Here is a 25,046-nt window from a genome sequence, read left to right as displayed (position 1 = left end):
TGCAGCAAGGGTGCCGGCGGATCGATCACGCGCGCCATTCAGTGCTCCTCCACATGCGGATCGATGAAGGAGCGCCACATCAGCACCGGCAGGATCACCGTGAACACGATCGCCTCCTTCAGCGCGCTCTGCCAGAACGAGGCAAAGGACTCGACCAGCCCCACGCCCACCGCGCCCACCAGCGCGAGCGGAAAACTGCCCAGCCCGCCGAACACCGCCGCCACGAAGCCCTTCAGCCCGATCAGGAAACCGGTGTCGTAGAACACCGTGGTGCTGGGCCCGATCAGCAGCCCCGACAAGGCGCCGATGAAGGCGGCCATCGCAAAGCTGAGCGCGCCCGCGCCGTCGCTGGAGATGCCCATCAGCCGGGCGCCGGTGCGGTTGACCGAGGTGGCGCGCAGCGCCTTGCCGGTGAGCGTGCGGCCGAAGAACAGGAACAGCCCGGCGATGAGTGCCAGCGCCACCATCAGCACGATCAACGCCTGGCCGGTGACGGTGACCGGGCCCAGCGCCAGGCGCAGGTCCAGGAAGCCCGGGTTGCGGAAGCCCTCGGCGCCGAAGGCCACCAGCCCCAGGCCGGTGAGCGCAAAGTGCACCCCCACCGACACGATCAGCAGCACCAGCACCGTGGCGTGCGCCAGCGAGCGGTAGGCCACGCGGTACAGCAGCGGGCCCATGGGTGTGATGAGCGCCAGCGTGAGCAGGGCATGCAGCAGCATGGGGACCTGCCGGCCCGCCACCGCGGCGGCGGCGGCCACGGCCAGCAAGGCGGGCAGCAGTGTGGGCACGGCCTGCCGCGCCCATCGCGCCAGCGGCCAGCCGCGGCGCCAGGCCTGCCAGCCGTCCAGCGCGGCCACCAGCAGCACCAGGCCGAGCAGCAGCCACACCGTGCCCGGCAGCCGGCCGGCCTGGAACAGGGCCATCGTGAGCGCACCGAAGGCGACGAACTCGCCCTGCGGGATGAACACCACCCGGGTCACGGCGAACACCAGCACCAGCGCGATGGCCACGAGGGCATACACCGCGCCGTTGGTCAGCCCGTCGACCGCGAGGATGGAAGCGATGGTCCAGTCCATGGCCTGTGTGGGTGTGGCTGGTCGCGACTCAGGGCTCCAGCTTCCACTCGCCGTTGACCACCTTCATCACCACGCCGGTGTCCGGGCGGAAGCCCCAGTGGTCGGTGGGTGTGTAGTCCAGCGTGCCGTGGGTCACGGCCAGCGGGGTGCCGGCTTCCAGCGCCTCCTTCAGCGCCGCGCGGAACTCCGGCGTGCCGGCCTTGGCCTTCTTCAGCGCCACCGGCACCGCCTTGTCCAGCAGCAGGTAGGCGTCGTAGGAATGCGCGGCGAACTGGTTGCGCAAGCCGGCGCCATAGGCCTGCTCATAGGCGGCGTTGAACTTCACACCCAGCGCCTTGCTGGGGTGGCTGTCGGGCAGCTGCTCGGCCACCACCACCGGGCCGGAGGTGACGAACGTGCCCTCCACCGCCTTGCCGCCCACGCGCATCAGGTCCTTGGTGGCCGCGGCATGGGTTTGATAGAACTTGCCCTTGTAGCCGCGCTCGATCAATGCCAGCTGCGGCATGGCGGCGCCGCTGCCGGAAGCCACCACCACCATCGCATCCGGGTTGGCGCTGGCCAGCTTGAGGGCCTGGGCGGTGACGCTGGTGTCGCTGCGCGCAAAACGCTCCTCGCCCACCAGGCGGATGCCGGCCTTCTCCAGCCGGGGCTTGAGCTCCTGCAGCCACTGCTCGCCATAGGCGTCGGTGTAGCCGATGAAGCCGACGCTCTTGACGCCCTGCTTCTGCATGTGCGCCACCATGGCGTTGGCCATCACGCCGTTGCTCTGCGGCATGCGGAAGCTCCAGCCCTCCTTGGCCGGCGGCAGGCCGATCGGCGACAGGCTGAGCTGCGGCGTCCTGGATTCGGAGGCCACCTCCGCGATCGCGATGCCCACCGGCGTGGCGCCGGAGCCGACGATCACGTCCGCATGGTCCTGGTTGACGAAGCGGCGCGCGTTCTGCACACCCTTGGTGGGGTCGGTGGCATCGTCGAGGATCACGACGTTCACCTTCTCGCCGCCGATGGTCTGCGGCCACATCTTCACGCCATTGCTCATCGGGATGCCGAGGCCGGAGGCCGGGCCGGTGAGCGGCACGCTGACACCGATGGTGAGGTCGGCCCAGGCGGTGGATGCCACGGCGCACAGCGCCGCCGCCAGCAGGTGGTGAATCGTTCGAGTCATCGTTGTCTCCTGTGAAGCTCTTCGAGCTGTTGTGGGGTGCGCCGGCGCAGGCGCACGGGTCAGGTACACAGCGCCTTGATGTCCTCGGGCACGGGGATGGCGCGGATGCGCTCGGGGTTGTGCGGGTCGCGCTGGCAGAAGGCGCGCACCTCCGTGCCTTCGCACAGCAGGTCGTCGCCACGCCGCACGGTGTGGCGGTGGCGGAAGGTCTTGGCGGCCCACTCTTCCACCTCGGTGTGCACCGCGATGGTTTCGCCGTAGGTGGCCGGCTTGAAGAAACGGGTGTGGATCTCCAGCAGCGGCGTGCCGATGATCCCGCGCGTCTTCACCAGCTCGCGCCAGGGCGGCACGCCGCAGGCCATGAAGAAGGCGAGCGAGGCTTCGTCCATCCAGCGCGAGAAGTTGGGGAAGAACACGATGCCGGCCGGATCGCAATCACCGAACTGCACGTTCACGCGGTAGACGTGGCTGCGGCTCATTGCGCGGCCTCGGGGTTCTCGACCAGCAGCGCAATGCCCTGGCCGCCGCCGATGCAGGCCGACGCGATGCCCCAGCGCGCGCCCGCCTCGCGCAGCTGCCGCGCTACCGAAAGGGTGAGCCGCACACCCGTGGCGGCCAACGGATGGCCGAGTGCGATGGCGCCGCCCTTCACGTTCAGCCGCTCCTCGTCCAGCCGCAGTTCACGCGCCACGGCGAGCGTCTGCGCGCCCTGGGCTTCGTTGACCTCGAAACGCGCGATGTCGTCCAGCGCCAGGCCGCAGCGTGCCAGCAGCAGCCGAATCGCGGGTGCCGGGCCGATGCCCATCAGCTCGGGCGGCACGCCGACCACGGCCGCGGCCGCGATGCGGGCCAGCGGCGCGCGACCCCAGGCCTTGGCCGTCGCTTCATCGGCCACCAGCGCGGCCGCCGCGGCATCGGTGAGCGCCGAGCTGTTGCCACCGGTCTGCACGCCGTGGGGGAACACGGTGCGCAAGGACGCGAGCACCTCCACGCTGGTGGGCCGCGGGTGGGTGTCGCGGTCGGCGACTTGCGCCTTGCCGGCCAGCTTGAGCCGGCGCGGCCGGTAGCCGGCCAGCTCGAACACCTCATCGCGCACGGGCACGATCTCGTCGTCGAACCAGCCCGCCGCCTGCGCCGCCACCGCGCGCGCGAAGGAGCGCGATGCAAAGGCGTCCACCGCCTCTCGTGTGACCTGGTAGCGCTGCGCCAGGTTCTCCGCCGTCTGGATCATGGAGATGCCGGCCGCCGGATCGGTGAGCGCCTCCCACATGTAGTCCTTGAAGCCGATGGGTGCACCGAGCCGGAAGCCGCCGCGGTGGTCGAAGGCGGCGATCGGGTTGCGCGTCATCGATTCGGTGCCCACCAGCAGGCACAGGCTCGCAACGCCTGCGCTGATCTGCTCGCCGGCCTGGCGGAACAGCTCGAAGCCGGTGCCGCAGATGCGCTGGCACATCAGCGCCGGCACCTCCAGCGGCACGCCGGCATACAGGCCGATGTGGCGCGGCACGTAGAACTGGTCGAAGCCGCCGGGCGCCATGTTGCCGGCCAGCACCGAATCCACCTGGGCGGGGTTGATGTCGGTGCGCGCGAGCACCGCGCGCGCGACCTTGATGCCCAGGTCGATCGGGTTGGCATCCGCGAACGCGCCCTGGTAGTCCACCTGCGGCGTGCGCACGCCGTCGAGCAGCACCACGCCTTCGAAGCGCTGGAACAGGCCTTTCGGTTGGGGAGTGGTGTTCATGCCGCCTTCCCCACCTTGCCGGCGCGCTTGGCCAGGAAGTCGCGCACCCGCTGCTTGGCCGCCTCATCGCCTTGCGCAATGGCCGACATCAGCGATTCGAGGAAGAGGCCGTCGCCCGGCGCCATCTCCGCGATGCGGGGCAGTGCCTGGGTGACGGCATAGTTGGACAGCGGTGCATTCGCGGCCACCTTGTGCGCCAGCTCCAGCGCCTTGGCCAGCGCCTGGCCTTCGGGCACCCGGTAGTTCACGAGCGAGGCAGCTTCCGCCTCGGTGGCATCGAGCACCCGGCCGGTGAGCATCATGTCCGTCATGCGCGACACGCCGATGAGGCGCGAGATGCGCACCGAGCCGCTGCCGCCGACGAAGATGCCACGCTGGCCCTCCGGCAAGGCGAAGAAGGCCGTCTGGTCGGCCACGCGCAGGTGCGCGGTGGCCGCCAGCTCCAGGCCGCCGCCCACCACCGCACCGTGCAGCGCCGCGATCACCGGCACCGGGCCGTACTGGATCTGCTCGAAAGCCGCGTGCCAGGCGCGCGAATGGAACACACCCTCCACCACGTCCTGCTCGGTCACTTCGGAGAGGTCCAGCCCCGCGCTGAAGTGCGCACCTTCGCCGCTGATCACCACCACGCGCGCCTGCTTGGGCAGGTGCACGAAAGCGGTCTGCAACTCGCGCACCAGCGTGTCGTTGATCGCGTTGCGCTTGGCCGGGCGGTTCAGGCGCAGGTGGAACAACGGCCCCGCGCACTCCACGCGCAGCAGGGACAGCTCGGCCAGCAGGCCGCCGGCGGGTTGGAATTCGGACAGCACGTCGTTCGCCTCGGTTTCATTCATTCAGTTCACCCGCACCACGCCGGCGCCACCGTCGTACAGCGCGGCCACGCGATCGGCGCGACGCTTGAGCACCGCCGCCTGGTTGACATAGCCCTTGTCGGTGACCTCGCCGTGGTCGGCGCTGGGCGGCTCGTCCAACACCAGGGCACGCACCGGCACCTGGGACGAACCGCCGCCTTCCGCCTTGAGTGCGCGCAAGGCCTCGCCGATGCGCGCCGCTAAAGTGGCCGGCGGCAGCGCCGCGCCCTGGGCCGACGGGAAGACGAGCACGCCGACCTCGTCGCGGTCATGCCCGGTGACCACCACGTCCTGCGCCAGCGGCGACAGGGCCGACACCACGCGCACGCGCAAGGTGCCCACCGACACCCAGGTGCCGGTGGTGAGCTTGAAGTCCTCCGCCACCCGGCCGTTGAACACGATGCCGAGCTCAGGGCGCGCTTCGTCCACCAGCAGCCCGGCGTCGCCCATGCAGTAGTAGCCTTCTTCGTCGTAGGCCTTGGCGGTGAGCTGCGGCGCGTCCCGGTAGCCGGGAAACACGCTGACGCCGCGCACCCGCATCTCCAGCTTGCTGCCGTTGGGCACGAACTTCAGCTCCAGCCCGGGCAGCGGCAGGCCGATGTTGCCGGCGCGCTCCAGCCGCCAATGCGCCATGGTGATGGCCGGCGATGTTTCGGTGGAGCCCCAGGAGGTGGTGAGCCAGACCTCCTCGCCGCGCACCTTGCGCGCCAGCGCCTGCAGCCGGTCCCAGGTGGCCTGGGGCAGCGCGGCGCCGGCATAGAACACCATGCGCAGGCGCTCGAAGAAGCGGCGTGCCGCGGCCTCATCGGCCTCCAGCAGCGGCAGCAGCAGGTCCAGGCCGCGCGGCACGTTGAAGTACAGCGTCGGCTGCACCTCGATCAGGTTGGCAAGCGACTTCTCCACCAGCCCGGGGGCCGGCCGGCCTTCGTCGATGACCAGGGTGCCGCCGTTGCGCAGCACCAGGTTGGTGTTGTGGTTGCCGCCGAAGGTGTGGCTCCAGGGCAGCCAGTCGACGATCACCGGCTTCTCGTGCTCCAGGAAGCGCCAGGCCTGGGCAATCATCTGCTGGTTGGCGCACAGCATGCGATGGGTGTTGATCACCACCTTGGGGTGCCCGGTGGAGCCGGAGGTCAGCAGGTACTTGGCATGCGTGTCGGGTGTCACCTCGGCCATCGCCTGCATCACCTGCGGGCCTTCGGCGGTGCGGGTGAGGCTGTCGAACGACAGCGCGCCCGGGAACCGGTCGGCGCCGTGGCTGAACACCACTACCGCCTTGAGCCCCGCGCTCGCCAGTGGCGGCCCATACACCTCCACATTGTCGGCATACACCAGCGCCGGCCCGAGCGTGTTGAGGATGCTGTGCACCTTGCTGTAGTCGCGTGTCATGCGGCAATAGGCGCTGGAAACGGTGCACACCGCGCGGCCGATGTGCTGTGCGGCCAGCACCAGCAGCAGGTGGTCCAGCGAGTTGTCCGACAGCACCACCACCGGCGCCTGCGGCTGCAGGCGCAAGCCCAGCAGGCTCTGCGCAATGCGCCCCACGCGTTCCCGAGTGTCCTTCCACGTCAGGCGCGTCCACTCACCGTCGGGCCGACGCTCGGCAAAGGCCACCGCATCCGGCGTTTCCGCGGCCCAGCGCTCCAGCCATTCCCCGGTGCAGCGCGCATACGGCTTCAGCGGCTCCGGCGAGCGCAGCACGAAGCTGCCGTCGTCCAGCGCGATGCGCACGGCACGCGGCGGAGCGAGGTCTCGCGGGTCGAAGCCGCGGTCGTAGCCTGGCGTGGCCATGCCGGTGTCTCCTGTCTTGCATCACCATACACAGGTGTATGGCGTGGCTGCATCATAAGGAGGCGGCCGGGCTTGCCTATCAGGGTTTATGTCTAGGCTCGGCCTCCTGCGGCGCGGCGCCGCCCTGGTTGGCCGCGCCGGGCGATGGCATCATGGGCGCCATTCCGAGTTCCATTCACCACTGTGTCCAACGCTTCCGCTCCGCCTCGCCCCACCGTCCGCCCGCTGCCGGCCAAACCGCGCCGCAAGGCCGAGAGCACCGAGGCCCGCGCGCCCCTCACGCCCGACACCTGGATCGAAGCGGCCACCGAAGTGCTGGTGGACCAGGGCATCGACCATGTGCGGGTGGACGTGCTGGCCGGCCAGCTCAAGGTCACCCGCGGCAGCTTCTACTGGCACTTCCGCGACCGGGAGGAGCTGCTGAGGGCGGTACTGCAGGCCTGGCGCGAAAGTGCCACCGAGGCGCTGACCTCTCGGCTGGAAAAGGCGCATGCCGATCCGCGCGAACAGCTGCGCGACGTGCTCTCGCTGCCTTTCCGCGGCCGGGCCGCCCTGCGCGCGGCCCGCATCGAGCTGGCCATCCGCGCCTGGGCCCGGCGCGACAACATGGCACGCAGCGCGGTGGACGAAGCGGACGCCAGCCGCCGGGCCTACATCGCCCAGCTGTTCTCGGCGCTCGGTTTCCCGGTGCTGGAAGCCCGCTCGCGCGCCTTCTTGCTGTATGCCTACCTGGTGGCGGAGTCGCTGATGTCCACGCAGGGCGCGGCGTCCGAGCGCGCCGAGCGGGCGCGCTTCGTGGAGCAGCTGATCGGGTTGCCGCTCAAGGCTGGCAAGGGCGCCTGAGCTGGGCGGCCTCGGCTCATTTCACGCTGACGACGACCTTCCCCTTCGCGCGCCCGGCCTCGACGTAGGCCAGCGCCTCGTTGGTCAACGCAAACGGGAACACCCGGTCCATCACCGGGCGGATGGCCCCGGCCTCGATCAGTTCGGTGATCTCACGCAACTGGCTTCCGCTCGCCTTCATGAAGAGGAAGCCGTAGCGCACCCCCAATCGCCGCGCCTTGCGCCGCACACCCGCGCTCAGCAGCCGCACCGCCCATCGCAGGAACGCGGGTGCCCCGCTCTCGCGTGCGAACTCGGGATCGGGTGGCCCGGAGATGGAGATCAGCTGGCCGCCACGCTGCAGGACGCGCAGGGACTTGTCGAGTGTCTTGCTGTCCTGGCTGTTCAGCACCAGGTCATGGTCGCGCAGCACATCCTCGAAATCCTGCGTCTTGTAGTCGATGACGACGTCCGCGCCCAGCCCCTTGACGAGCTCGACATTCGTCGTGCCCGTCGTCGCCGCGACAGTGGCGCCCAGGTGCTTGGCCAGCTGGATGGCAAAGCTGCCGACGCCCCCTGAGCCGGCCTGGATGAAGACCTTCTGTCCCTTTTTCAGGTGGGCCTTCTCGACCAGCGCCTGCCATGCCGTCAGCCCCACCAGCGGAATCGAAGCGGCCTCCTCCATCGTCAGCCCCTTGGGCTTGAGCGCCAGCGACGCCTCCTTCACCGCGACGAACTCAGCGAAGGTGCCGATCCGCAGGTCGTCCACCCGCGCATAGACCTCGTCACCCGGCTGGAACTGGCGCACGCGCGTGCCGACCTTGACGACCACGCCCGCCACGTCGTGGCCCAGGATCAGCGGCAGGCGATAGGGCAGGATGAGCTTGAACTCGCCGCTTCGCAGCTTCGCGTCCAGCAGGTTCACGCCGGCGGCATGCACCTCGACCAGCACTTCGTCTTCACGGGGCTGCGGCGTGGGCAGGTCCGCCAGGCGCAGGGGCGCCTGCTTCTGATAGCGATCGACGACGAAGGCTTTCATGCATTCACCGCCGGCCTTGCGTCGAGCCGCAGGTCCTTTCGAATCCCGGCGTCCATCACGCCCGCAGGCGCAAACCGGCGCAGCCAGGCCAGCCGGCCGGCGAGCCCGCCGGCGGTGTAGCGCAGCTGCGGGCGCCCGGCACTGGCGGCCTTCAGCACCGCCTCGGCCACCACACGCGGATGGTCCGCCGTGGCCATCACTTCCTTCACGCGCTGGCTCACGGCGACGCGGGCCTGGCGATAGGCATCGAGTTGTGCGTCCGGCTGCAGGAAGTTCGCGTCGAACGGCGTGTTGGTGTAGGCCGGCTCGATCACCGAAACCCGGATGCCGCGGGTGCGCAGTTCATGGTCGAGCGACTCGGAATAGCCCTCGATCGCGTGCTTGGTCGCCGAGTAGAGCGCGCCGTACGGCATGGGCAGCAGCCCCAGCACCGAGCCGATGTTGAGGATGCGCCCGGCGCCCTGCCCGCGCATGTGGGGGAGCACGGCACGCGTCATGCGCACGATGCCGAAGAAGTTGGTGTCGAAGATGGCCTGGGCCTGCGCGATCGAGCTTTCTTCCGCCCCGGCTGGCGCCACCCCGAAGCCGGCGTTGTTGACGAGGAGGTCGATGCGCCCTTCCAGATGCATCAGCTGAGCGACAGCGTCGGCGACGGAGGCGTCGCTGGTCACATCCAGGGTGAGCATCTCGAACGACCGCCCGCCCGCACCGCCGCCGCGCCGGCTGGTGCCGTACACCGTATAGCCGGCATCTGCGAGCCGCTGCGCCGTCGCTTGTCCGATGCCTGAGGAGGCACCTGTCACGAGGGCAACCTTGCCGCCCTGTTTCTTCATGGTCATGACGCATCTCCGTCAGGTTGTGGGAAAAGGAAGGTCGCTCGCCTTACTCGCATGATGATCGTCATGCGTCAAGGCGAGCAAAAAAAGCGGTTGGCATCGAAGGCTCAGTGCCCGATGGCGGTGAGGTGCTGGAGCGCCGCTTCGCGCAGGCTGTCCGAGAGCGCGGGGTCATCGACCGCACGGGCCAGCATCAGGGCGCCCACCATCGTGGACAGCGTCACCAGCGCCCTCCCGTGGGCAGCGGGCTGCCCCCAGTCTGCGGACTGGCGGGCGAGCAGGTCGATCGTCGCCTTGATATGACGCGTGGTGACGCGGCGCACTTCAGGCGACTGCCGGGAGGTTTCGGAACCCAGCGCTGCCAGCGGGCAGCCCGCCTCCCGTTGCGCCACGTGCTCTCGGGACAGGTAGGCCGCAAGCATCGTCGCGAGCGCCATGCCGGGCGGTGCGGCGGCCGCCACGTCGGCCACCCCGGCCGCGGATTCCGCGCAGGCCTTTCCGGCCGCTTCGGCCAGCATGGCCTCGCGTGACGCGAAGTGGGAATAGAAGGCGCCGTGCGTCAAGCCGGCTTCTTTCATGATGTCCGCCACTCCCGTGCCGTCATACCCGCTGCGGCGGATCGCGCGGGCCGCCACGGACACGATGCGTTCATGCGTGGCGTCCTTGGCAGCGGCTCTGGCATTGGGTGCGTTCTTTCGCATGATGCTCATCATACGACTATTCCGTCAAGGTGTCGACTGTCTTGTGCTCAGCCGAGGATCCCCGCTCAGGCGCCGCTGCGCTCTCGTGCCGCCTCAACGAGGTGGGCCGCCAGTTGCGCCAGCGGGCGCGGCAGCCGGGCCACGCCCAGCGCCCGCACGAGATGAGCCGCCATGCGGATCTTGCGTGTCGCGCGCGTGCCGAGGAATCGGCGGAGCTGGTCATGGGCCGGCTTGCCGCGTTGCTGAGGCATCGCCTGAAACCGCCGGAAGGAAGCAAGTTCGCCCTGCGCCTGGATCGCCTGTTCCACCGCGTCGGGGCCCAGCGCACGGATCAGTTCATCCTCGAGGTCGACGACGCAGGCATAAAAACCATGGGTCTCCAGCGACTCGTCGGCGGCGATGGGTGCACGAGCGTGGGCGATGGCGCGGCGAACATGCCATTCTTCGCCAACGTCATACAAACCGCAGGTTCCTGACCTGGGGTGCACGTGCACAAACTCCGCGAGCAACCGGGGAAAGTTGGTCACCCCGTGCGCTGACCTGACCTGGATGCGATGCATGTCGAGGTCGCATCCGATGAGGGCGGCGAGCGCGCGAACAGCGCCCGCATCGCTGTCACCTTCCACGAGCACCAGGGTCGGAGCGGGCGTGTCGCTTTCCATGCGGCGCAGGCGGCATCACGAGAGTGACATTCGACCTCGGCGGTCCGGCGGCCGGTTCATCACGGGATGTTTGTACCGCCGCGCCATGCGAACAAGGCCGAGGCCAGCGCGACAAGGCCGATCGCGGTGCGAAACCAGTGCCAGGACGCCCACCGTGCCAGCTCTGCGGGCAGGTGTTCATGCGGAATGCTCGCTGCGGCAAAGCTGGCGTTGGCCCGCTGGAAGTACAACACGTAGGTCGACAGGATGACCAGGGCCAGCACAGCAGCGACAACCGACGCCGAACTCAGCGGCCGATCTGCAGCGACGGACGCGATGGCCGCACCCACGGCAAGAACCGTGGCGCTCACGGTGAGCGGGGCAAAAAACGCGTACAGGCGGTGCGCATGCGCTGCGTGCAGCGTGAAGAACTCTTGCGGCTGCAATGTTCGCCACATGGGAACAAGCACCATGGCCTCCGTGAGCAGCGCACCCACGAACAGGGCAAGGCCACCCGCGGAAAGAAAGGACATCACCTCAGCAAACAGATTCATGGGCATTCCCTCTCCAAGCATCACCGCCAAGGGCAGGACAGCCGTGCGATTATTCCCGCCCGAGCGGCCTGTCCAAGCTTCGCCGTGCGGCCGGCCCACCCACCTCTGAAAGGACCCCATGCGCAGGAACCCCGACACACCCGCAGGAACCGTTCATCGCCTGATGCTCGACAGCCAGGTGCTGAAGGGCAACCTGCTCGGTGACCCCACTCGCCGCACGATCGATGTCTACGTGCCTCATGGCCATGACGGGCGCGGGCTGCCGCTTTTGGTGGATGTGGTGGGCTTCACCGCCGGCGGCCCGGCGCACACCAACTGGAAGAACTTCGGCGAAAACCTTCCCGAGCGCCTGGACCGGCTGATCTCCACGGGGCAGATGCCGCCGGTGGTGGTGGCGTTGCCGGACTGCTTCACGCGGCTGGGCGGCAACCAGTACGTGAACTCGGTGGCCATGGGCCGTTGGGACGACTTCCTGGTGGCCGAGGCCGTGCCTTTCGTCGAAGGCCGTTTCGGCTGCGGCGGTGATGGCCGGCGTGGCATCTTCGGCAAGTCGAGCGGCGGCTACGGCGCCATGGTGCACGCGCTGCTGCACCCGGATGTGTGGAGCGCCGCCGCGGTGCATTCCGGGGACATGGGTTTCGAGCTGATGTACCGGCACGAATTTGCGGCGGTGCTGCGGGCCCTGGCCAAGGAGCCCGACATTGGCAAGTGGGTCGACAACTTCTGGCAGGCCAAGAAGGTGAAGGACAGCGACGTCCACATCCTCATGATGCTGGCGCAGGCGGCGAGCTTCGACCCCGATCGCTCGGCGCCTTATGGCGTGCGCCTGCCGGTGACGCTGGACACCTGCGAGCTCATTCCCGAGCGCTGGGCGAACTGGATGGCCTGGGACCCGCTGACGCTGGTGGAGGCCCACGGCCCGGGGCTGAAGCGGCTGAAATGCCTCTACATCGATTGCGGCGACATCGACCAGTACAACCTGGTCTATGGGGCGCGGCGCATGCACCAGCGGCTGGCCGCCATGGACGTGCCACATGTCTATGAAGAGTTCGCCGATGACCACACATCGGTCGACTACCGGATGGACATCAGCCTGCCGATCCTGGCGACGGCGCTGTCCTGATCACGGGCCGGCCCCCGTGCCTGCTATTGGCACTGGAAGCTGGCCGCGTCCTCCAGGTTGGTGGCGCCGGGCTTCAGCCTGGCCACTTGCGGGTAGGCACACAGCGGCCGGGTGCGGCTGGCGGGCCAGCCGGCCGCCACCACGTCCGGATCCGCGGGGTTCACGCCGGCCGTCACCACATCCGGCGCCGTGCCCTTCTCCACCCAGTTCTCCAGCACGGTGAGCAGGTCGAAGCGGTCGGTGGTCGGCCCGCCGGCGCAGTGGTTCATGCCCGGCACCAGGAACAGCCGCGCGTGATGGGCCGCGGTGGTGTTGGCCGCCTTGAAGGCCTCGTACCAGGCGATGCTGTCGTCGGCGGAGAACACCGGGTCGGCGGTGCCGTGCACCACGATCAGCTTGCCGCCGCGGGCCATCAGGGTCGACAGCGCGGCCGGATTCGGCGGCGTCATGAACGCCATGGCCGACTGGGTGTAGGTGGCGTTGGTCGCGAAGATCTTGGGCGCGTCGGTGTCCATGCTGAAGCCCAGCTGGTAGCCCAGGCCGCCATCAGCCAGGCTGGGCGCATCCGGCGGCGTGGTGAACACGTAGCCCATCGCGCCGGCGCCGATGAGGGTGTTGAAGGGCAGCGGCGCAAAGCCGGCGTCCAGCTTCCAGAAGCGCCAGCCGGCGCCGGCGATGCCCGGGTCCCACGGCCAGGTGGCATACAGCTGCTGGCCTGCCGCATTGCGCGGGCCGCCGAACACCCGGGCCAGCGCGCTCTTCTGCGCCGCGGTGAGGCAGCTGCCATCCGGTGTGCCGCTGCAGGTGGGCACGTCCGCCTCGAGATCGAAGGTCGCCTGGCAGGCGGCGCGGTCGTTCACCAGGCCGTCCACGGCACCGTCCAGCGCATCGCACCTGGCGAGGATGCGGTTGGCCACCAGCGCCATCACGGCCGGCGGGAACGCGTCCTTCGGCAATTGCCCCGGCGTGGCGGCGGACATGAACTGCTGCGTGTCCCATTGTTCCGCCAGGCCGGCCTTGGGCAGGTTGAACCCCGGGTTGGCGGCAACGAAGCCGTCGAACTGGTCCGCAAAGCGCGCCGCGGCCACCATCGCGTCCCGGCCGCCGTTGGAGCAGCCCACGATGTACGAATGCGCCGCGTCGCGGCCGTAGTGGGCACGCAGGATCTGCTTGGCCACCACGGTCGTCTGCCCCACCGCGTTGTAGCCATAGTCGTAACGCGCCTGCGGGTCGATGCCGAAGCTGGTGTCCGACACGCCGGTGGCATGGCCACCGTCCGTGCTGGCCACCGCATATCCACGCTCCAGTGCAGTGCCGCTGGGTGCGTTGAGCAGGTTGCCGGTGGCCGGCACCACCACGCCATTGGTGCCACCGCCGCCCTGGAAGAAGAACTTGCCGTTCCAGGCGGTGGGCGCGCGCAGCTCGAAGCCGATGGCGTAGGGCTTGCCATCGATGCCGGTGCGCTCTGCGATGGTGCCGTTGAGCTGGCAATGGGCCGGCAGCGTGCCCGAGGCGGCCACGGCCACCGCGCTGGCCACCTTGACGCCGGCCAGCTGCAGGTTGGCGGTGTTGAGCTCCGCGCAGGCCAGTGTGGGCGGCACGGTCTCATGGGTGCCGCCGCAGGCCGTGAGCAGGCAGGCGACCGTGGTCGCCAGGGAGGGGTTGAAGCGTGTCACCTGGGGTCTCCTGCGTCCATACAGTGGTGTACGGTATGGACGCATGGTAGCCCTGCCGCTCCTGTGACGCATCGGGGTAAAACCGGGCACCCGTGCCGCGCCGCCGCCGGCCGGATCGCTTCAGGCCGGCCCGATCGCCGTGGCCAGCCAGTCGCGCCAGCGCCCGGGCTGGCCGAGATGCGCGCTCGCATCCAGCAGCACACGCTCGCCCTTGCGCTCCAGCGCCAGTGTCGGGAAGCCGGATCCGCCCAGCGCGCTCAGCAGATCCCGGCTCTGCTCGATGTGGCGCAGGGTCGCCTGGCCGTCCATCGCGCGCCAGGCCTGCGCGAAGGCGGCCTCGTCGATGCCGAGGTCCAGCGCCAGCTCGGCCAGCACCTCGGGCCGCGAAATCCTGCGCCCCTCCACGTAGTGCGCACGCTGCAGCCGCGTCAGCAGGTCAAGCCCCCTGCCCCCGATGGACTCCGCCGCCAGGATGGCGGTGATGGGCGGGCCCGAGTCCAGCACCACGCTGGTGTCGTTCAGCAGGACGTTGGAATACGCCTCGCCGAACGGCTGGCCGCTCACCTGCGCGATCTGCCGGTCATGCCGCAGCACGAAGCTGCGGAACTGCGGCGACACCGGGCGGCGCAATGCGCCGGCCATCATGCCGCCGCCATGCAGCTTGACCGGCAGCAGCTCGCGCGCCACCGCCACCAGCGGCGCGGCCGCATAACACCAGCCGCACAGCGGATCGAAGATGTAATGCAGCACCGGGCCGGGCGGGCTCACCACTTCATCTCTCCCTTGTTGACCTTGGCGCCGATGTCCAGTGCGATGCCCAGGCCCGCCTGAGGATACGCCGCCTTCATCGCCTCGGTCAGCGCCGCCGCGTTGGCCGCCTTGCCGAGCTCGGTTTCGAAGCGTGCCAGGTAGGCCTGCGTGTAGGCGATCTGTGAAACGTCCTGCTTGGCGCCCGGTGCGGAGTGACCCGGGATCACGGTCTGCGGCTTGAGCGCGGCGATCGTGTCCAGCTTGTGCGCCCAGGCGGTGCGCTCCTGCGCCGCCTGGGTGTCGGCCGTCCACACATGCAGGCCCGCGAAGATGTTCACGCCGCCAGCCACTGCGCGGATGGACGGGATCCACACATAGCTGCGGTGCGGCAGCGCATCGTCCAGGCCGCGCACTTCCAGCACCTGGTCTTCCAGCGCGATGGTGTTGCCGGCCAGCACCTCGGGCATGGGGACCTGGCGTGGCGCATTGGCGCCCAGGCGGGGGCCCCAGACCTGCAGCTTGTTCTGCAGCGTGGCCTCCATCTTCTTCACCGTGGGCGCCGTCGCCAGCACCTTCGCATCGGGGAACACCTGCTTGAGCACGTCGATGCCGAAATAGAAGTCCGGGTCCGCCTGGCTGATGTAGATGGTCTTCAGCGTCTTCTTGCTGTCGAGCACCATCGCGGCGATGCGCATCGCGTCGGCGCGGGTGAAGCCGGTGTCCAGCAGCACCGCATCGGTCTTGCCCGCCACCAGCACCGCGTTGACATGGAAGCTGTTGCCGTCGGCGTTGTAGACCTGCAGCGTGAGCGGCGGCTGCGCGGGCTGTGCCGCTGCGTCCTGGGCGACCACGCCGAGGGTGAGGCCCATCGGGGCGAGCAGGCGGGTGAAGGTCTTGAGCAGGCTCATGGTGGTTTCCGGTGAAGTGACGATGGCCGGAGGTTATTGGCACCGCGCCAGTAGATAAACCGCGAAACGATCGAATCTTTGTCAACCGAACCGAGCCAATCGTCATGGTGGTTTCATCGTCGAGCCGTCTCGCGCCGCAAGCGCCGCCATGCTCGACACTTCGGCCGATGAAATCGGTTTCGCCAGCGCCGCGGCCCGCGCTGTTCGCCATCGCCTGGCCCTTGTTCGCCGAGCTGCTGCTCGGCATGTCTGTCGGCATGGTCGGCCTGTGGCTGGCCTCGCGCACCTCCGATGCAGCGTCGGGCGCGTTCGCCCTGGCGAACAATGTGCAGGCCACCTTCTTCCTGCTGTTTCGCATCGTCAGCGTGGGTGTCAGCGTGGTGATCACGCAGAACCTGGGCGCCGGCAACCGCCTTGCGGCCGACCAGACTGCGCGGGCGTCGCTGGGCGCGAGCAGTTGGCTGGGCCTGGCCACCGCAGTCGGCGTGGTGGCCGGCGCCGGGCCGATGCTGCGGGGGATGAACGCGCCAGCGGAGGTGCTGCCCCTGGCCCTGCCCTACCTGCGCCTGCTGGCCCTGGGCCTGGCGCTGGATGCCTTCAACGCCAGCATGGCCTCGGTGATGCGCGCCCACCTGCATGCACGCGACGCACTGCTCAACATGCTGGCCATGCATGCGCTGCACCTGCTGCTGTGCTGGCCGCTCATGGGCGGCGTGGGGCCCTTGCCGGCGCTGGGCCTGCAGGGCTTTGCCTTGGCAATGGTGTTCAGCCGCGCCTTCGGTGTCGGCTTCCACCTGTGGCTGTGGAAGCGGCGGCTGGGCCTGGTGCCGGGCCGCCGCGACTGGTGGACGCTGCGCGGCCAGCGCCTGGCGCCGGTGTTGCACATCGGCCTGCCCGGTGCGGCGGAGAACATGGCGTTCCGGCTCGCGATGATGTTCACCATCGCGCTCACCGCGCGCATGGGCGCCGGTGCGCTGGCCACCCACACCTACACCATGCAGCTGATGTACTTCATCCTGCTGTCGGGGCTGTCGATGGGGTTTGCCAGCGAGATCCTGGTGGGCCACATGGTGGGCGCGCGCGAGCTGCATGCGGCGCACCGGCTGGTGCGCAAGAGCCTGGCCGTCGGCCTGGCCGTGTCGTTCCTGCTCGCCCTCGCGTTCGCGCTGTCGGCGCCATGGCTGCTGCGGCTGTTCACGCACGACCCGCAGGTGATTGCCACCGCGCAGACGCTGCTGTGGATCTGCGTGCTGCTCGAGCCGGGGCGCACCTTCAACCTGGTGGTGATCAACGCGCTGCGCGCCACCGGCGATGCCACCTTCCCGGTGGCTGCCGGCGTGGCGTCCATGGTGCTGGTGATGGCGGGCGGCGCCTGGCTGCTGGGGGTGCACTGGGGCTTCGGCCTGGCGGGTGTGTGGTTCGCCTATGCGGCCGACGAATGGCTGCGCGGGCTGATGATGGCCGCGCGCTGGTGGCGCCGCGGCTGGGTGCCGCATGCGCGCGCCACCCACCGGCGCGTGGCGTCCAAGCGCAGGGAGCTGCAGGCGGCGGCGGCGACGGTGCAACAACCTTAGGCGCCCCGCGCCGGCACACGGCTTGCCGCTTCCCCGGAAAGTGAGGGAGACGATGCGGCTCAGAGGTCACCTGCTGCTGCTCACGCTGGTGGTGATGGCGCCGATGCTGGTTCTGGGCATCCTGGGCACGTGGGCGCTGGTGCATCAGGAGCAGCAGACCTTCCAGCACGGCATACAGGCCCGCACCCGCGCCCTGCAGTCTGCGGTGGATGCCGAAGTACAGGGCCACATCCGCACCCTGCAGGCGCTGGCCGCGTCGCAGGCGCTGGGTGCAGGCGACCTGGAGACCTTCCGTGTGGAAGCGCTTCGTGTGCAGGCATCGCAGCCGGACTGGTACAACGTCAACGTCTCCCTGCCCACGGGACAGCAGGTGCTGAACCTCAAGGCTGCACCCGGTGCGCCGCTGCCGCAGACACCGGATCTACCGAGCCTGAAGCAGGCTTTCGAGACCCGTCGCCCGGTGGTCAGCAACATGGCCCGCGGCGCCCTCACGGCGCGCACCGGCTACTCGGTGCGCGTGCCGGTGCTGAGCGAGGGCAAGGTGGCGTACGTGGTGGCCGCGGTGATCGACCCCGCCTCCATCGAGCGCCTGATCGCGGGACGCGACATTCCGCCCGGCTGGATCGCTGCGGTGCTGGACCGGCGCTATGCCTTCGTGGCGCGCAGCCGCCCACTGGCTCCCGAGGCGGGCACCGTGGCCACCAGCAACCTGCAAGCCGACCTGTCCGCCGCGCCGGAGGGCTGGACGCGCGGACTGTCACTGGAAGGCATCGACGTGTACCGCGGCTTCACCAGGTCCCCGATGAGCGGCTGGAGCGTCGTGATCGCCATTCCGGCGCGCCTGGTGCATGAACGCGCCCGCCATGCGGCCGCGGTTGCGGCCATGAGCATGGCGCTCGTCCTGGCCCTGGCCTTGGCCGGGGCGTGGCTCATTTCGCGCCGCCTGGCAAAGCCGATCACCCGGCTTGCCGACGCCGCATCGGCCATCGAAGCCGGGGAAAGCGCGGCCGCCCACCTGAACAGCCCGGTGCACGAAGTCAACCAGCTGGCCGGTGCGCTGCAGCGTGCGGCCGAGGCGGTACGGGAGCGGGAGACCCGGCTGCGCGCGGAGGAGCGCGCCAAGGACAACTTCCTCGCCATGCTCAGCCATGAACTGCGCAACCCCCTGGCTGCCATGCAGGGGGCGACCCTGCTGCTTCAGCATGTGCACCGGCCGGACGTGCTGGCCAAGGCGCGCGATGTGCTTCAACGTCAGCTGCGCCACATGGCAAGGCTGGCCGATGACCTGCTTCAAGTCCATCTCATCACGCGTGGCAACGCCACCATGCAGCGCGAGCGCATCGACCTGTCCGGTGTGGCGCGAACGGTGCTGGCCAACCTGAAACTGTCGGGCCGGCTGCTGGAGCACAAGGTGCAGGAGGAGATGGAGCGCACCATGGTGATGGGCGACGAGGCACGCCTGTCCCAGGTGGTCACCAATCTCCTGGAGAACGCCGCCAAGTACACCGAGCCGGGCGGCCGCATCGGGATCAAGGTGGCTTCGCAGCCGCCCCACGCCGTGCTGGTGGTGTCGGACTCGGGCCAGGGCATGTCGCCCGACCTCATCGAACGGGCGTTTGAACTCTTCGTGCAGGGCGATCAGGCCATGGACCGGCCGCTGGGCGGCATGGGCGTCGGCCTGGCCCTGGTGAAGCAGCTGGTGGGTTTGCACGGGGGCACCGTGGTGGCCCGCAGTGCAGGCGCCGGCGCCGGCTCGGCCTTCGAGGTGCGCCTGCCGCTGGCCGATTGACGCTGTTGTGAGGGCCCACCGATCGGCGAACCGGCCGATGCGTCAGGCCGCCGCCGGCTGGTCCAGCTCGACCCAGGCCTGCAGCAGCGTATAGGCCACGGCCAGCACCACCGGCCCGACGAAGATGCCCACCAGGCCGAAGGCCAGCAGCCCGCCGATGACGCCGGCAAACACCAGCAGCAAGGGCATGTCGGCGCCGCCACGCTGGATGAGCCAGGGGCGCAGCACGTTGTCCATGGTGCTGACGACCAGTGCCCACACCAGCAGGAAGATGCCCCAGCCGATGGAGCCGCTCCAGAACACCCAGACCACCGCACTCAGCAGCACTGGCGACGGCCCCACCTGCGCCAGGCACAGCACGAACATCAGGGCGGTGAGCAGCCCGGCGGCCGGCACACCGACGATCGCCAGCCCCAGCCCGCCCAGCACCGACTGCACGACGGCGGTGACGCCCACGCCGAGCGCCACGCCGCGGATGGCGCGCGCGGCCAGCAGCACCGACAGCTCGCCCTGCTCGCCGGCCAGGCGTCGGCCGAAACGCAGCAGCGCCAGCGCCGCCTTTTCACCGCTGGCGTACATCACCGCAGCCAGCAGCAAGGTCAGCAGGAACTCCAGCATCACGTAGCCGGCGTTGCTGGCGCGGCCGAGCAGCCAGCGTGTCAGGTTGCCGGCATAGGGCTGCAGCTGCGCCAGCAGGCCTTCCACGCCAGTGGCAGCCCACTGCTGCCAGGCAGCCGCCAGGCGCGGCCCCACGTAGGGCAGGCTCACCAGCCAGTCGGGCAGGCCGGGCAGGCGGAACGCGGTGAGCGACTTCACCTGGTCGACGATGTCGTCGGCATTGGTCACCAGCGCACCCACCGCCAGCGCCAGCGGCACCGCGATCGCCAGCAGCAGGATCAAGGTCATCGCGGTCACGGCCAGCGCGCGCCGGCCCCACAGGCGCTGCTGCAGCCGCAGCATCACCGGCCAGGTGGTCACCACGATCATGGTGGCCCAGATCGCCGGCACCAGGAACGGCCGCAGGATGGCGACCGACCCATAGATCAGGGCGCCGAGGAACAGCGTGGCAAGCAGGGTGCGGGTGAGGTCACGGGGGGAGCTGGACATGAGGTCGGCACTCAGGCGAGTGGGGTGTTGGGTATCGGCATGCCCGGAGTGTGCAACACGGCCCGGCACGCGTTCATGCCGGGCCTGTGGTGCCGAACCGCAACTGACGCGGGGCGCACCGCCGGCACGGCCGGCGGTGCCACGGCAGGGTCAGTTCACTTTGAGGAACACCGCGCTCACCGGCCCCCAGGCGCCTGACGCATCACGGCCACGCACATACACCAGGTGCTTGCCCGGTGCCAGGCCGGTGGTGGCCAGGGTGCCGGCGACGTTTTCGGTGGGCGTGTTGAAGGCACCATCCGCTGCAGCGAGCGGCCGGGCCACCGCGCCGGCGCTCCAAGGCGGCACGTCGATGTAGGCCTCGGCGGCCACCACATTCTGCACCGGCTCGGTGCCATTGCTGTTGTTGAAGTGGGTGTCGGTGATGGCCGCGCTCAGGCTCACCGGCGTGCCCGCGGGCACACCGGCGCCGCTGGCATCGCCGGCCAGTGCCACGCTGGTCACGTCCGGCCCTGCGGGCAGCTGGTAGGGCGCACGGGCCACGCGCGCGGCATAGATCAGCGCCGGCAGGTTCTTGGGCTTTGTGCTGCTTTCGTAGCTGGTGCAGCTTTCGAAGAAGCTGGTGCCCAGCTCGATCGTGAACGCGGCCACGCCGAGCTCGCCGTAGCTCGGGCCGTCGCTGGTGCCGTCGGTGGGGTACAGGCCGATCGACTGCTCCGGCGTGTAGCCGTTGAACCAGGCCAGGCGCCGGCCCATGGTCTGCAGCGCGGTGGCATTGCCGCTGGGCGCCGTGGTGTTGCCCCAGGGCCAGAGCACCAGCTGGCTGTAGCTGTGGATGTCCAGGTGCACGCCGCTCGTATCGGCCGGCGCCGGGTCGCTGGGGTTGGGGCCGCGGCGGTCCGGCCACAGGCTGCGGATGTAGGCCTGGATGGCCTGGTCCTCGGGTTCCGACGCCGGCGAGGGGCCGCGGTAGGTTTCGTTGCAGGCGTTGCCGCTGGAGCCCTGGCCACCGGTGGAGTTCCAGCTGAACTCGAAGTTGCGGTTCAGGTCGGCGCCCCGTTTGTTGGGGCGCAGGCGGCAGTAGGCGGTGTTGGTGTTCTTGCGCCACGACAACCCGGCCTCGGCCTTCTTGCGGCCGTCGGGGTTGGCTTGCAGCATCAGGTGCACTTCCTGGTGGTCCAGGATCCAGGTGGCGTCGGCGTTGGTGCCGTAGCCGTTGATGAGCCAGCGGGCGAACTCCAGGTTGAGGGGCGCGGTGGTGTATTCACGCGCATGGATGGCGCTGTTGATGAAGAGCTTGGGCTTGGGGCCGGCGATGGCGCTGTTGGTGAGCTTGAGCACGCCCATGTCGTAACCCCCGATGCCCTTGGTCTTCTCCCAGGAGTCGCCCACGTCCAGCCACTGGGCGAGCGTGGGATGGGCGCTCACGAAGGCCTGGGCGGCGGCGAAGGTCTCCTCCACCGTTTCATAACAGCTGAAGCCGGGAATGCTTTGCACGCTCACATCGCCGCCCTGCCCTTGCGCACGCTGCTCGGCGGCGACCCGTTGCAGGCGCTGCAGCATCTGGCGGCGCTGTGCCACATGCTCCGCAGAGGTTTCCACGCGGAAACCGAAACGGCGCAGCTCGGCCACCTGCGCCGGCTCCAGCTCGAACACCAGGTAGCCCTTGGCGTAGTCGGCCTCCATCAGCTCGTTGTGGAAGCTGATCGCGGCCTTGTGCGCCGTGGCCAGGTCGGGGAACCAGGCCTTGAAGTAGTGGTTGCGCTGCAGCTCCTCCTGCCGCAAGGCGTCGTGTTCGGCGGCGCGTGACGCGGTCTGGGCCAGTGCGGGCAGGCTGCCGCACAGCAGCAAGGCGAGGACGGCACCGCAGATCGGTGAACGGGCGTGGTTCATTGAAGGTCTCCCTGGTCTGGATGCCGGCGCGAAGGCCACCGCCGGCAGGCGGCGCGCCGCAGCGGCATCGTGTGTCCGCATGGCGCCGCGCGATTCTCGGGTCAGGTGTGCTTCAGTGCACGCATGGTGCGGTGCGCCTCAGGGTTGTCCCCAGCAGAGGACTGCCGCCCGCAGGCTAGCTGTCGTGGCGCGGGGTGGCCTTGCCGGACTTGAGGCCAGCATGCCGGTGGCGGGCATCGGCTGCCGGCGGCGGCACCACAGCGAGCGCGTCGTCCGCCAGCCCTTCGAGGATAGGGCAGTCGGGCCGGTCGTCGCCATGGCAGCAGTGCACCAGGCGCTCCAGCGTGGCCTTCATCGCCTGGATCTCCTGCAGCTTCTGGTCCAGCTCCTCGATGTGGGCCTGCGCCAGCGCCTTCACCTGCCGGCTGGGGCGCCGGCGGTTCTGCCACAGCCCGAGCAACTCGCGGATCTGTTCGATCGAGAAACCCAGCACCCGCGCCTGGCGGATGAAGCGCAGCGTGTGCACGTCCTTGTCGGTGTATTGCCGATAGCCCGCTTCGGTGCGGTGGGCCTCCTCGAACAGCCCCACGCTTTCGTAGTGCCGGATCATCTTGGCCGACACGCCGGAGGCCTTGGCGGCCTGCCCTATGTTCATCATCCCGTTCATCGAGCCTCCTGCAGGGTGGCGGGGCGGGCGGCGTCGGCCGGCGCCCCGGGTTCGGTGTGTGCGGCGGCCGCACCGCGCCAGCGCCGCAGCAGCAAGGCGTTGGTGACCACGCTCACGCTGCTGAGCGCCATGGCCGCGCCGGCCACCATCGGGCTGAGCAGGCCCAGCGCGGCCAGTGGAATGCCGAGCACGTTGTAGGCAAAGGCCCAGAACAGCCCCTGCTTGATCTTGGCGTAGGTGCGCCGGGACACGTCGATCGCATCGGCCACCAGGCGCGGATCACCGCGCATCAGCGTGATGCCGGCGGTTTCCATCGCCACGTCGGTGCCGGTGGACATGGCGATGCCCACATCGGCGGCGGCCAGCGCGGGCGCGTCGTTGATGCCGTCGCCCACCATCGCCACCCGGTGGCCCGCGGCGCGGAGCGACTGGACGGCCGCGGCCTTGTCGCCGGGCAGCACCTCGGCCTTGACCTCGTCGATGCCCAGCTCGCGCGCCACCGCGGCCGCGCTGCCGGGGTTGTCGCCGGTGAGCATCACGGTGCGGATGTTCAGATCGCGCAGGTGCTGCACCGCCCGCTTGGCCTCGGGCTTGATGGTGTCGCCAAAGGCGAGCAGGCCGAGCAAGCTGGCGCCCTGGGGCTCGCGCCGGGCCAGCCAGGAGATGGTGCGGCCCTGTTGTGCCAGCTGCGTGGCCTGCACGGCGAGCGCACCGCCATCCAGCCCCAGCTCGCGCAGCAAGCGGCTGCTGCCCAGCACCAGGGCCTGCCCACCCACCACCGCATCGATGCCGCGACCGGGCAGCGCCTGCGCCTGCATGGCTTGAGGCACCTGCACGCCGTTTTCGCGCGCCTTGTCCAGCACGGCACGCGCGAGCGGATGTTCGCTGCTGCCTTGCAGTGCCGCGGCCAGTGCGAGCACCTCGGCCGCCGAATGCCCGTCCACGGACTGCACCGCCACCAGAGAGGGTTTGCCGGCGGTCAAGGTGCCCGTCTTGTCGAACGCCACCGCGGTGAGCGAATGCGCCACTTCCAGGGCCTGCGCATCCTTGATCAGGATGCCGTGGCGCGCCGCCACGCCGGTGCCCACCATGATGGCGGTGGGCGTGGCGAGCCCCAGTGCACAGGGACAGGCGATCACGAGCACCGCCACCGCGTTGATCAGCGCCGTTTCCCACTGCCCCGTCGTCACGCCCCAGGCCAGGAAGGTCAGCAGTGCGAGCACCAGCACCACCGGCACGAACACCGCGCTCACGCGGTCCACCACGCGCTGGATGGGCGCCTTGGCCGCCTGTGCCGACTCCACCAGCCGGATGATGCGAGCCAGCGTGGTCTCGGTGCCGATGGCCAGGGTCTTGACCGTGAGCACGCCTTCGGCGTTGACCGAGCCGCCGGTCACCCGGCTGCCGGTGCCCTTGACCACCGGCAGGCTCTCGCCGGTGATCAGCGACTCGTCCACATGGCTGCGGCCATCGAGCACCTCACCGTCCACCGGCACCCGCTCGCCGGGGCGCACACGCACCAGGTCGCCCACCCTGACCTGCTCCACGCTCACTTCCAGCTCGGCACCGTCGCGCAGCACCCGCGCAAAGGCCGGCCGCAGCGCGTTGAGGGCACGGATGGCGTCGGCGGTCTGGCGCTTGGCCCGCGTTTCCAGCCACTTGCCCAGCAGCACCAGGGTGATGACCGCGGCCGAGGCCTCGAAATACAGGTGCGGCATGCCGTGCCCGGCGTGCTGCCACAGCAGATAGGCCGACAGGCCATACGCCGCCGAGGTGCCCAGCGCCACCAGCAGGTCCATGTTCCCCGTGCCGGCCCGCAGCGCGCCCCAGCCGGCCCGGTAGAAGCGCCAGCCCAGCCCGAACTGCACCGGCGTGGCCAGCGCCAGTTGCCAGGCGCCCGGCAGCATCCAATCCACACCGATGAGCTGCAGCAGCATGGGCAGCACCAGCGGCAGGGTGAGCGCCACGCTCAGCGCCACCGGCCACCATCCAGGCACGCGGGGGGCGGCGGCCGGCGCCGCGTCCGCCTCGGCCCGGGCGCTGTAGCCGGCCTTTTCGACCGCTGCCATCAGCACCTGCGGGCTCACCGTCGGCAGCGCCTGCACCGTCGCCTTCTCGGTCGCCAGGTTCACCGAGGCCGACACCACGCCCGGCACTTTCAACAGCGCCTTTTCGACCCGCATGACGCAGGAGGCACAGCTCATGCCGCTGACCTGCAGCTGGAGCGAGGCAGGGACTTTCAGGTTCTTGACGGCGGTGATCACGCGGTACCTCGTGTCGAGTATGGAGTGTCATGGATCTTGAACATTCCCACCATGGCAGGGTCAAGTGAGGTGCCGGAGTTC

The 25,046-nt window shown here is 69.6% G+C and carries 22 protein-coding genes; 4 read left to right on the top strand and 18 right to left on the bottom strand.

Annotation, left to right across the window (positions count from 1 at the left end; all coding sequences use genetic code 11):
• Nucleotides 1-38: 38 nt before the first annotated feature.
• Genes VPH43_RS24230 through VPH43_RS24205 form a run of 6 tightly spaced genes read right to left on the bottom strand, consistent with a single transcriptional unit; the run spans nt 39 to nt 6,621 of the window.
• Complete coding sequence (locus VPH43_RS24230; protein WP_328580348.1) at nt 39-1,076, bottom strand: branched-chain amino acid ABC transporter permease; 1,038 nt, start codon at nt 1,074-1,076, stop codon at nt 39-41.
• A 28-nt stretch (nt 1,077-1,104) separates the two neighbouring features.
• The gene (locus tag VPH43_RS24225; protein ID WP_328580347.1) at nt 1,105-2,241 is read right to left on the bottom strand and encodes an ABC transporter substrate-binding protein; all 1,137 of its coding nucleotides are present in this window, start codon (nt 2,239-2,241) and stop codon (nt 1,105-1,107) included.
• A 59-nt stretch (nt 2,242-2,300) separates the two neighbouring features.
• On the bottom strand, nt 2,301-2,720 hold the full coding sequence (locus VPH43_RS24220) for an acyl-CoA thioesterase (RefSeq protein WP_328580346.1): 420 nt from the start codon (nt 2,718-2,720) through the stop codon (nt 2,301-2,303).
• Nucleotides 2,717-3,982, bottom strand: coding sequence for a thiolase family protein (locus VPH43_RS24215; protein WP_328580345.1), 1,266 nt, complete (start codon nt 3,980-3,982; stop codon nt 2,717-2,719). Before VPH43_RS24215 ends, VPH43_RS24220 begins: the two co-directional genes overlap by 4 nt.
• On the bottom strand, nt 3,979-4,815 hold the full coding sequence (locus tag VPH43_RS24210) for a crotonase/enoyl-CoA hydratase family protein (RefSeq protein WP_328580344.1): 837 nt from the start codon (nt 4,813-4,815) through the stop codon (nt 3,979-3,981). Before VPH43_RS24210 ends, VPH43_RS24215 begins: the two co-directional genes overlap by 4 nt.
• On the bottom strand, nt 4,816-6,621 hold the full coding sequence (locus VPH43_RS24205) for a feruloyl-CoA synthase (protein WP_328580343.1): 1,806 nt from the start codon (nt 6,619-6,621) through the stop codon (nt 4,816-4,818).
• Nucleotides 6,622-6,804: 183 nt separating this feature from the next.
• Here VPH43_RS24205 and VPH43_RS24200 point away from each other — a divergent pair, with 183 nt between their 5' ends.
• Entirely contained in the window at nt 6,805-7,464 is a 660-nt protein-coding gene (locus VPH43_RS24200) for a TetR/AcrR family transcriptional regulator (protein ID WP_328580342.1), read from the top strand.
• Between the two features lie 16 nt (nt 7,465-7,480).
• On the opposite strand, the gene VPH43_RS24195 is transcribed toward VPH43_RS24200, so the two are convergent.
• The 5 genes from VPH43_RS24195 to VPH43_RS24175 all read right to left on the bottom strand — a co-directional run bounded on the left by VPH43_RS24195 (nt 7,481) and on the right by VPH43_RS24175 (nt 11,214).
• Nucleotides 7,481-8,482: an NADP-dependent oxidoreductase gene (locus tag VPH43_RS24195; RefSeq protein WP_328580341.1), complete on the bottom strand. Its 1,002-nt coding sequence runs from the start codon at nt 8,480-8,482 to the stop codon at nt 7,481-7,483.
• A complete protein-coding gene (locus VPH43_RS24190) occupies nt 8,479-9,321 on the bottom strand; it encodes an oxidoreductase (RefSeq protein WP_328580340.1) in 843 nt (280 codons plus the stop codon). The genes VPH43_RS24195 and VPH43_RS24190 overlap by 4 nt, the downstream gene beginning before the upstream one ends.
• A gap of 104 nt (nt 9,322-9,425) precedes the next feature.
• Nucleotides 9,426-10,031: a TetR/AcrR family transcriptional regulator gene (locus tag VPH43_RS24185; RefSeq protein ID WP_328580339.1), complete on the bottom strand. Its 606-nt coding sequence runs from the start codon at nt 10,029-10,031 to the stop codon at nt 9,426-9,428.
• Between the two features lie 53 nt (nt 10,032-10,084).
• A complete protein-coding gene (locus VPH43_RS24180; RefSeq protein WP_328580338.1) occupies nt 10,085-10,681 on the bottom strand; it encodes a TOPRIM nucleotidyl transferase/hydrolase domain-containing protein in 597 nt (198 codons plus the stop codon).
• 59 nt (nt 10,682-10,740) lie between these two features.
• Complete coding sequence (locus VPH43_RS24175) at nt 10,741-11,214, bottom strand: hypothetical protein (protein ID WP_328580337.1); 474 nt, start codon at nt 11,212-11,214, stop codon at nt 10,741-10,743.
• Nucleotides 11,215-11,377: 163 nt separating this feature from the next.
• Between VPH43_RS24175 and VPH43_RS24170 the strand changes: the two genes are divergently transcribed.
• Nucleotides 11,378-12,337: an alpha/beta hydrolase gene (locus VPH43_RS24170; protein ID WP_328580336.1), complete on the top strand. Its 960-nt coding sequence runs from the start codon at nt 11,378-11,380 to the stop codon at nt 12,335-12,337.
• A 23-nt stretch (nt 12,338-12,360) separates the two neighbouring features.
• Here VPH43_RS24170 and VPH43_RS24165 read toward each other — a convergent pair whose 3' ends face one another.
• From VPH43_RS24165 to VPH43_RS24155, 3 genes are all read right to left on the bottom strand, one after another.
• The gene (locus tag VPH43_RS24165; protein ID WP_328580335.1) at nt 12,361-14,013 is read right to left on the bottom strand and encodes a tannase/feruloyl esterase family alpha/beta hydrolase; all 1,653 of its coding nucleotides are present in this window, start codon (nt 14,011-14,013) and stop codon (nt 12,361-12,363) included.
• Nucleotides 14,014-14,133: 120 nt separating this feature from the next.
• A complete protein-coding gene (locus VPH43_RS24160; protein WP_328580334.1) occupies nt 14,134-14,781 on the bottom strand; it encodes a DsbA family protein in 648 nt (215 codons plus the stop codon).
• Entirely contained in the window at nt 14,778-15,671 is an 894-nt protein-coding gene (locus VPH43_RS24155; RefSeq protein WP_328580333.1) for an MBL fold metallo-hydrolase, read from the bottom strand. The genes VPH43_RS24160 and VPH43_RS24155 overlap by 4 nt, the downstream gene beginning before the upstream one ends.
• Nucleotides 15,672-15,838: 167 nt before the next feature.
• On the opposite strand from VPH43_RS24155, the gene VPH43_RS24150 reads away from it, so the two are divergent.
• Complete coding sequence (locus tag VPH43_RS24150; RefSeq protein ID WP_328580332.1) at nt 15,839-17,245, top strand: MATE family efflux transporter; 1,407 nt, start codon at nt 15,839-15,841, stop codon at nt 17,243-17,245.
• Nucleotides 17,246-17,297: 52 nt separating this feature from the next.
• Nucleotides 17,298-19,034, top strand: coding sequence for a sensor histidine kinase (locus tag VPH43_RS24145; protein ID WP_328580331.1), 1,737 nt, complete (start codon nt 17,298-17,300; stop codon nt 19,032-19,034).
• Between the two features lie 42 nt (nt 19,035-19,076).
• Here the strand turns inward: VPH43_RS24145 and ydiK are convergent, their stop codons facing one another.
• The 4 genes from ydiK to VPH43_RS24125 all read right to left on the bottom strand — a co-directional run bounded on the left by ydiK (nt 19,077) and on the right by VPH43_RS24125 (nt 24,965).
• Nucleotides 19,077-20,141 carry an AI-2E family transporter YdiK gene (gene ydiK, locus VPH43_RS24140; protein ID WP_328580330.1) on the bottom strand — a complete coding sequence of 355 codons (1,065 nt, stop codon included), beginning with the start codon at nt 20,139-20,141 and terminating at the stop codon, nt 19,077-19,079.
• Between the two features lie 150 nt (nt 20,142-20,291).
• Nucleotides 20,292-22,034: a M14 family metallopeptidase gene (locus tag VPH43_RS24135; protein WP_328580329.1), complete on the bottom strand. Its 1,743-nt coding sequence runs from the start codon at nt 22,032-22,034 to the stop codon at nt 20,292-20,294.
• A gap of 175 nt (nt 22,035-22,209) precedes the next feature.
• Entirely contained in the window at nt 22,210-22,689 is a 480-nt protein-coding gene (gene cueR, locus VPH43_RS24130) for a Cu(I)-responsive transcriptional regulator (protein WP_328580380.1), read from the bottom strand.
• An 8-nt stretch (nt 22,690-22,697) separates the two neighbouring features.
• Nucleotides 22,698-24,965 carry a heavy metal translocating P-type ATPase gene (locus VPH43_RS24125; protein ID WP_328580328.1) on the bottom strand — a complete coding sequence of 756 codons (2,268 nt, stop codon included), beginning with the start codon at nt 24,963-24,965 and terminating at the stop codon, nt 22,698-22,700.
• Nucleotides 24,966-25,046: the final 81 nt, after the last annotated feature.

The sequence above is a fragment of the Ideonella sp. BN130291 genome (assembly GCF_036231905.1).
Lineage (GTDB): Bacteria > Pseudomonadota > Gammaproteobacteria > Burkholderiales > Burkholderiaceae_C > CAMLIZ01.
The sequence above is the reverse complement of the archived record's forward strand: the minus strand, read 5'-3'. Positions and strand labels throughout refer to the sequence as shown.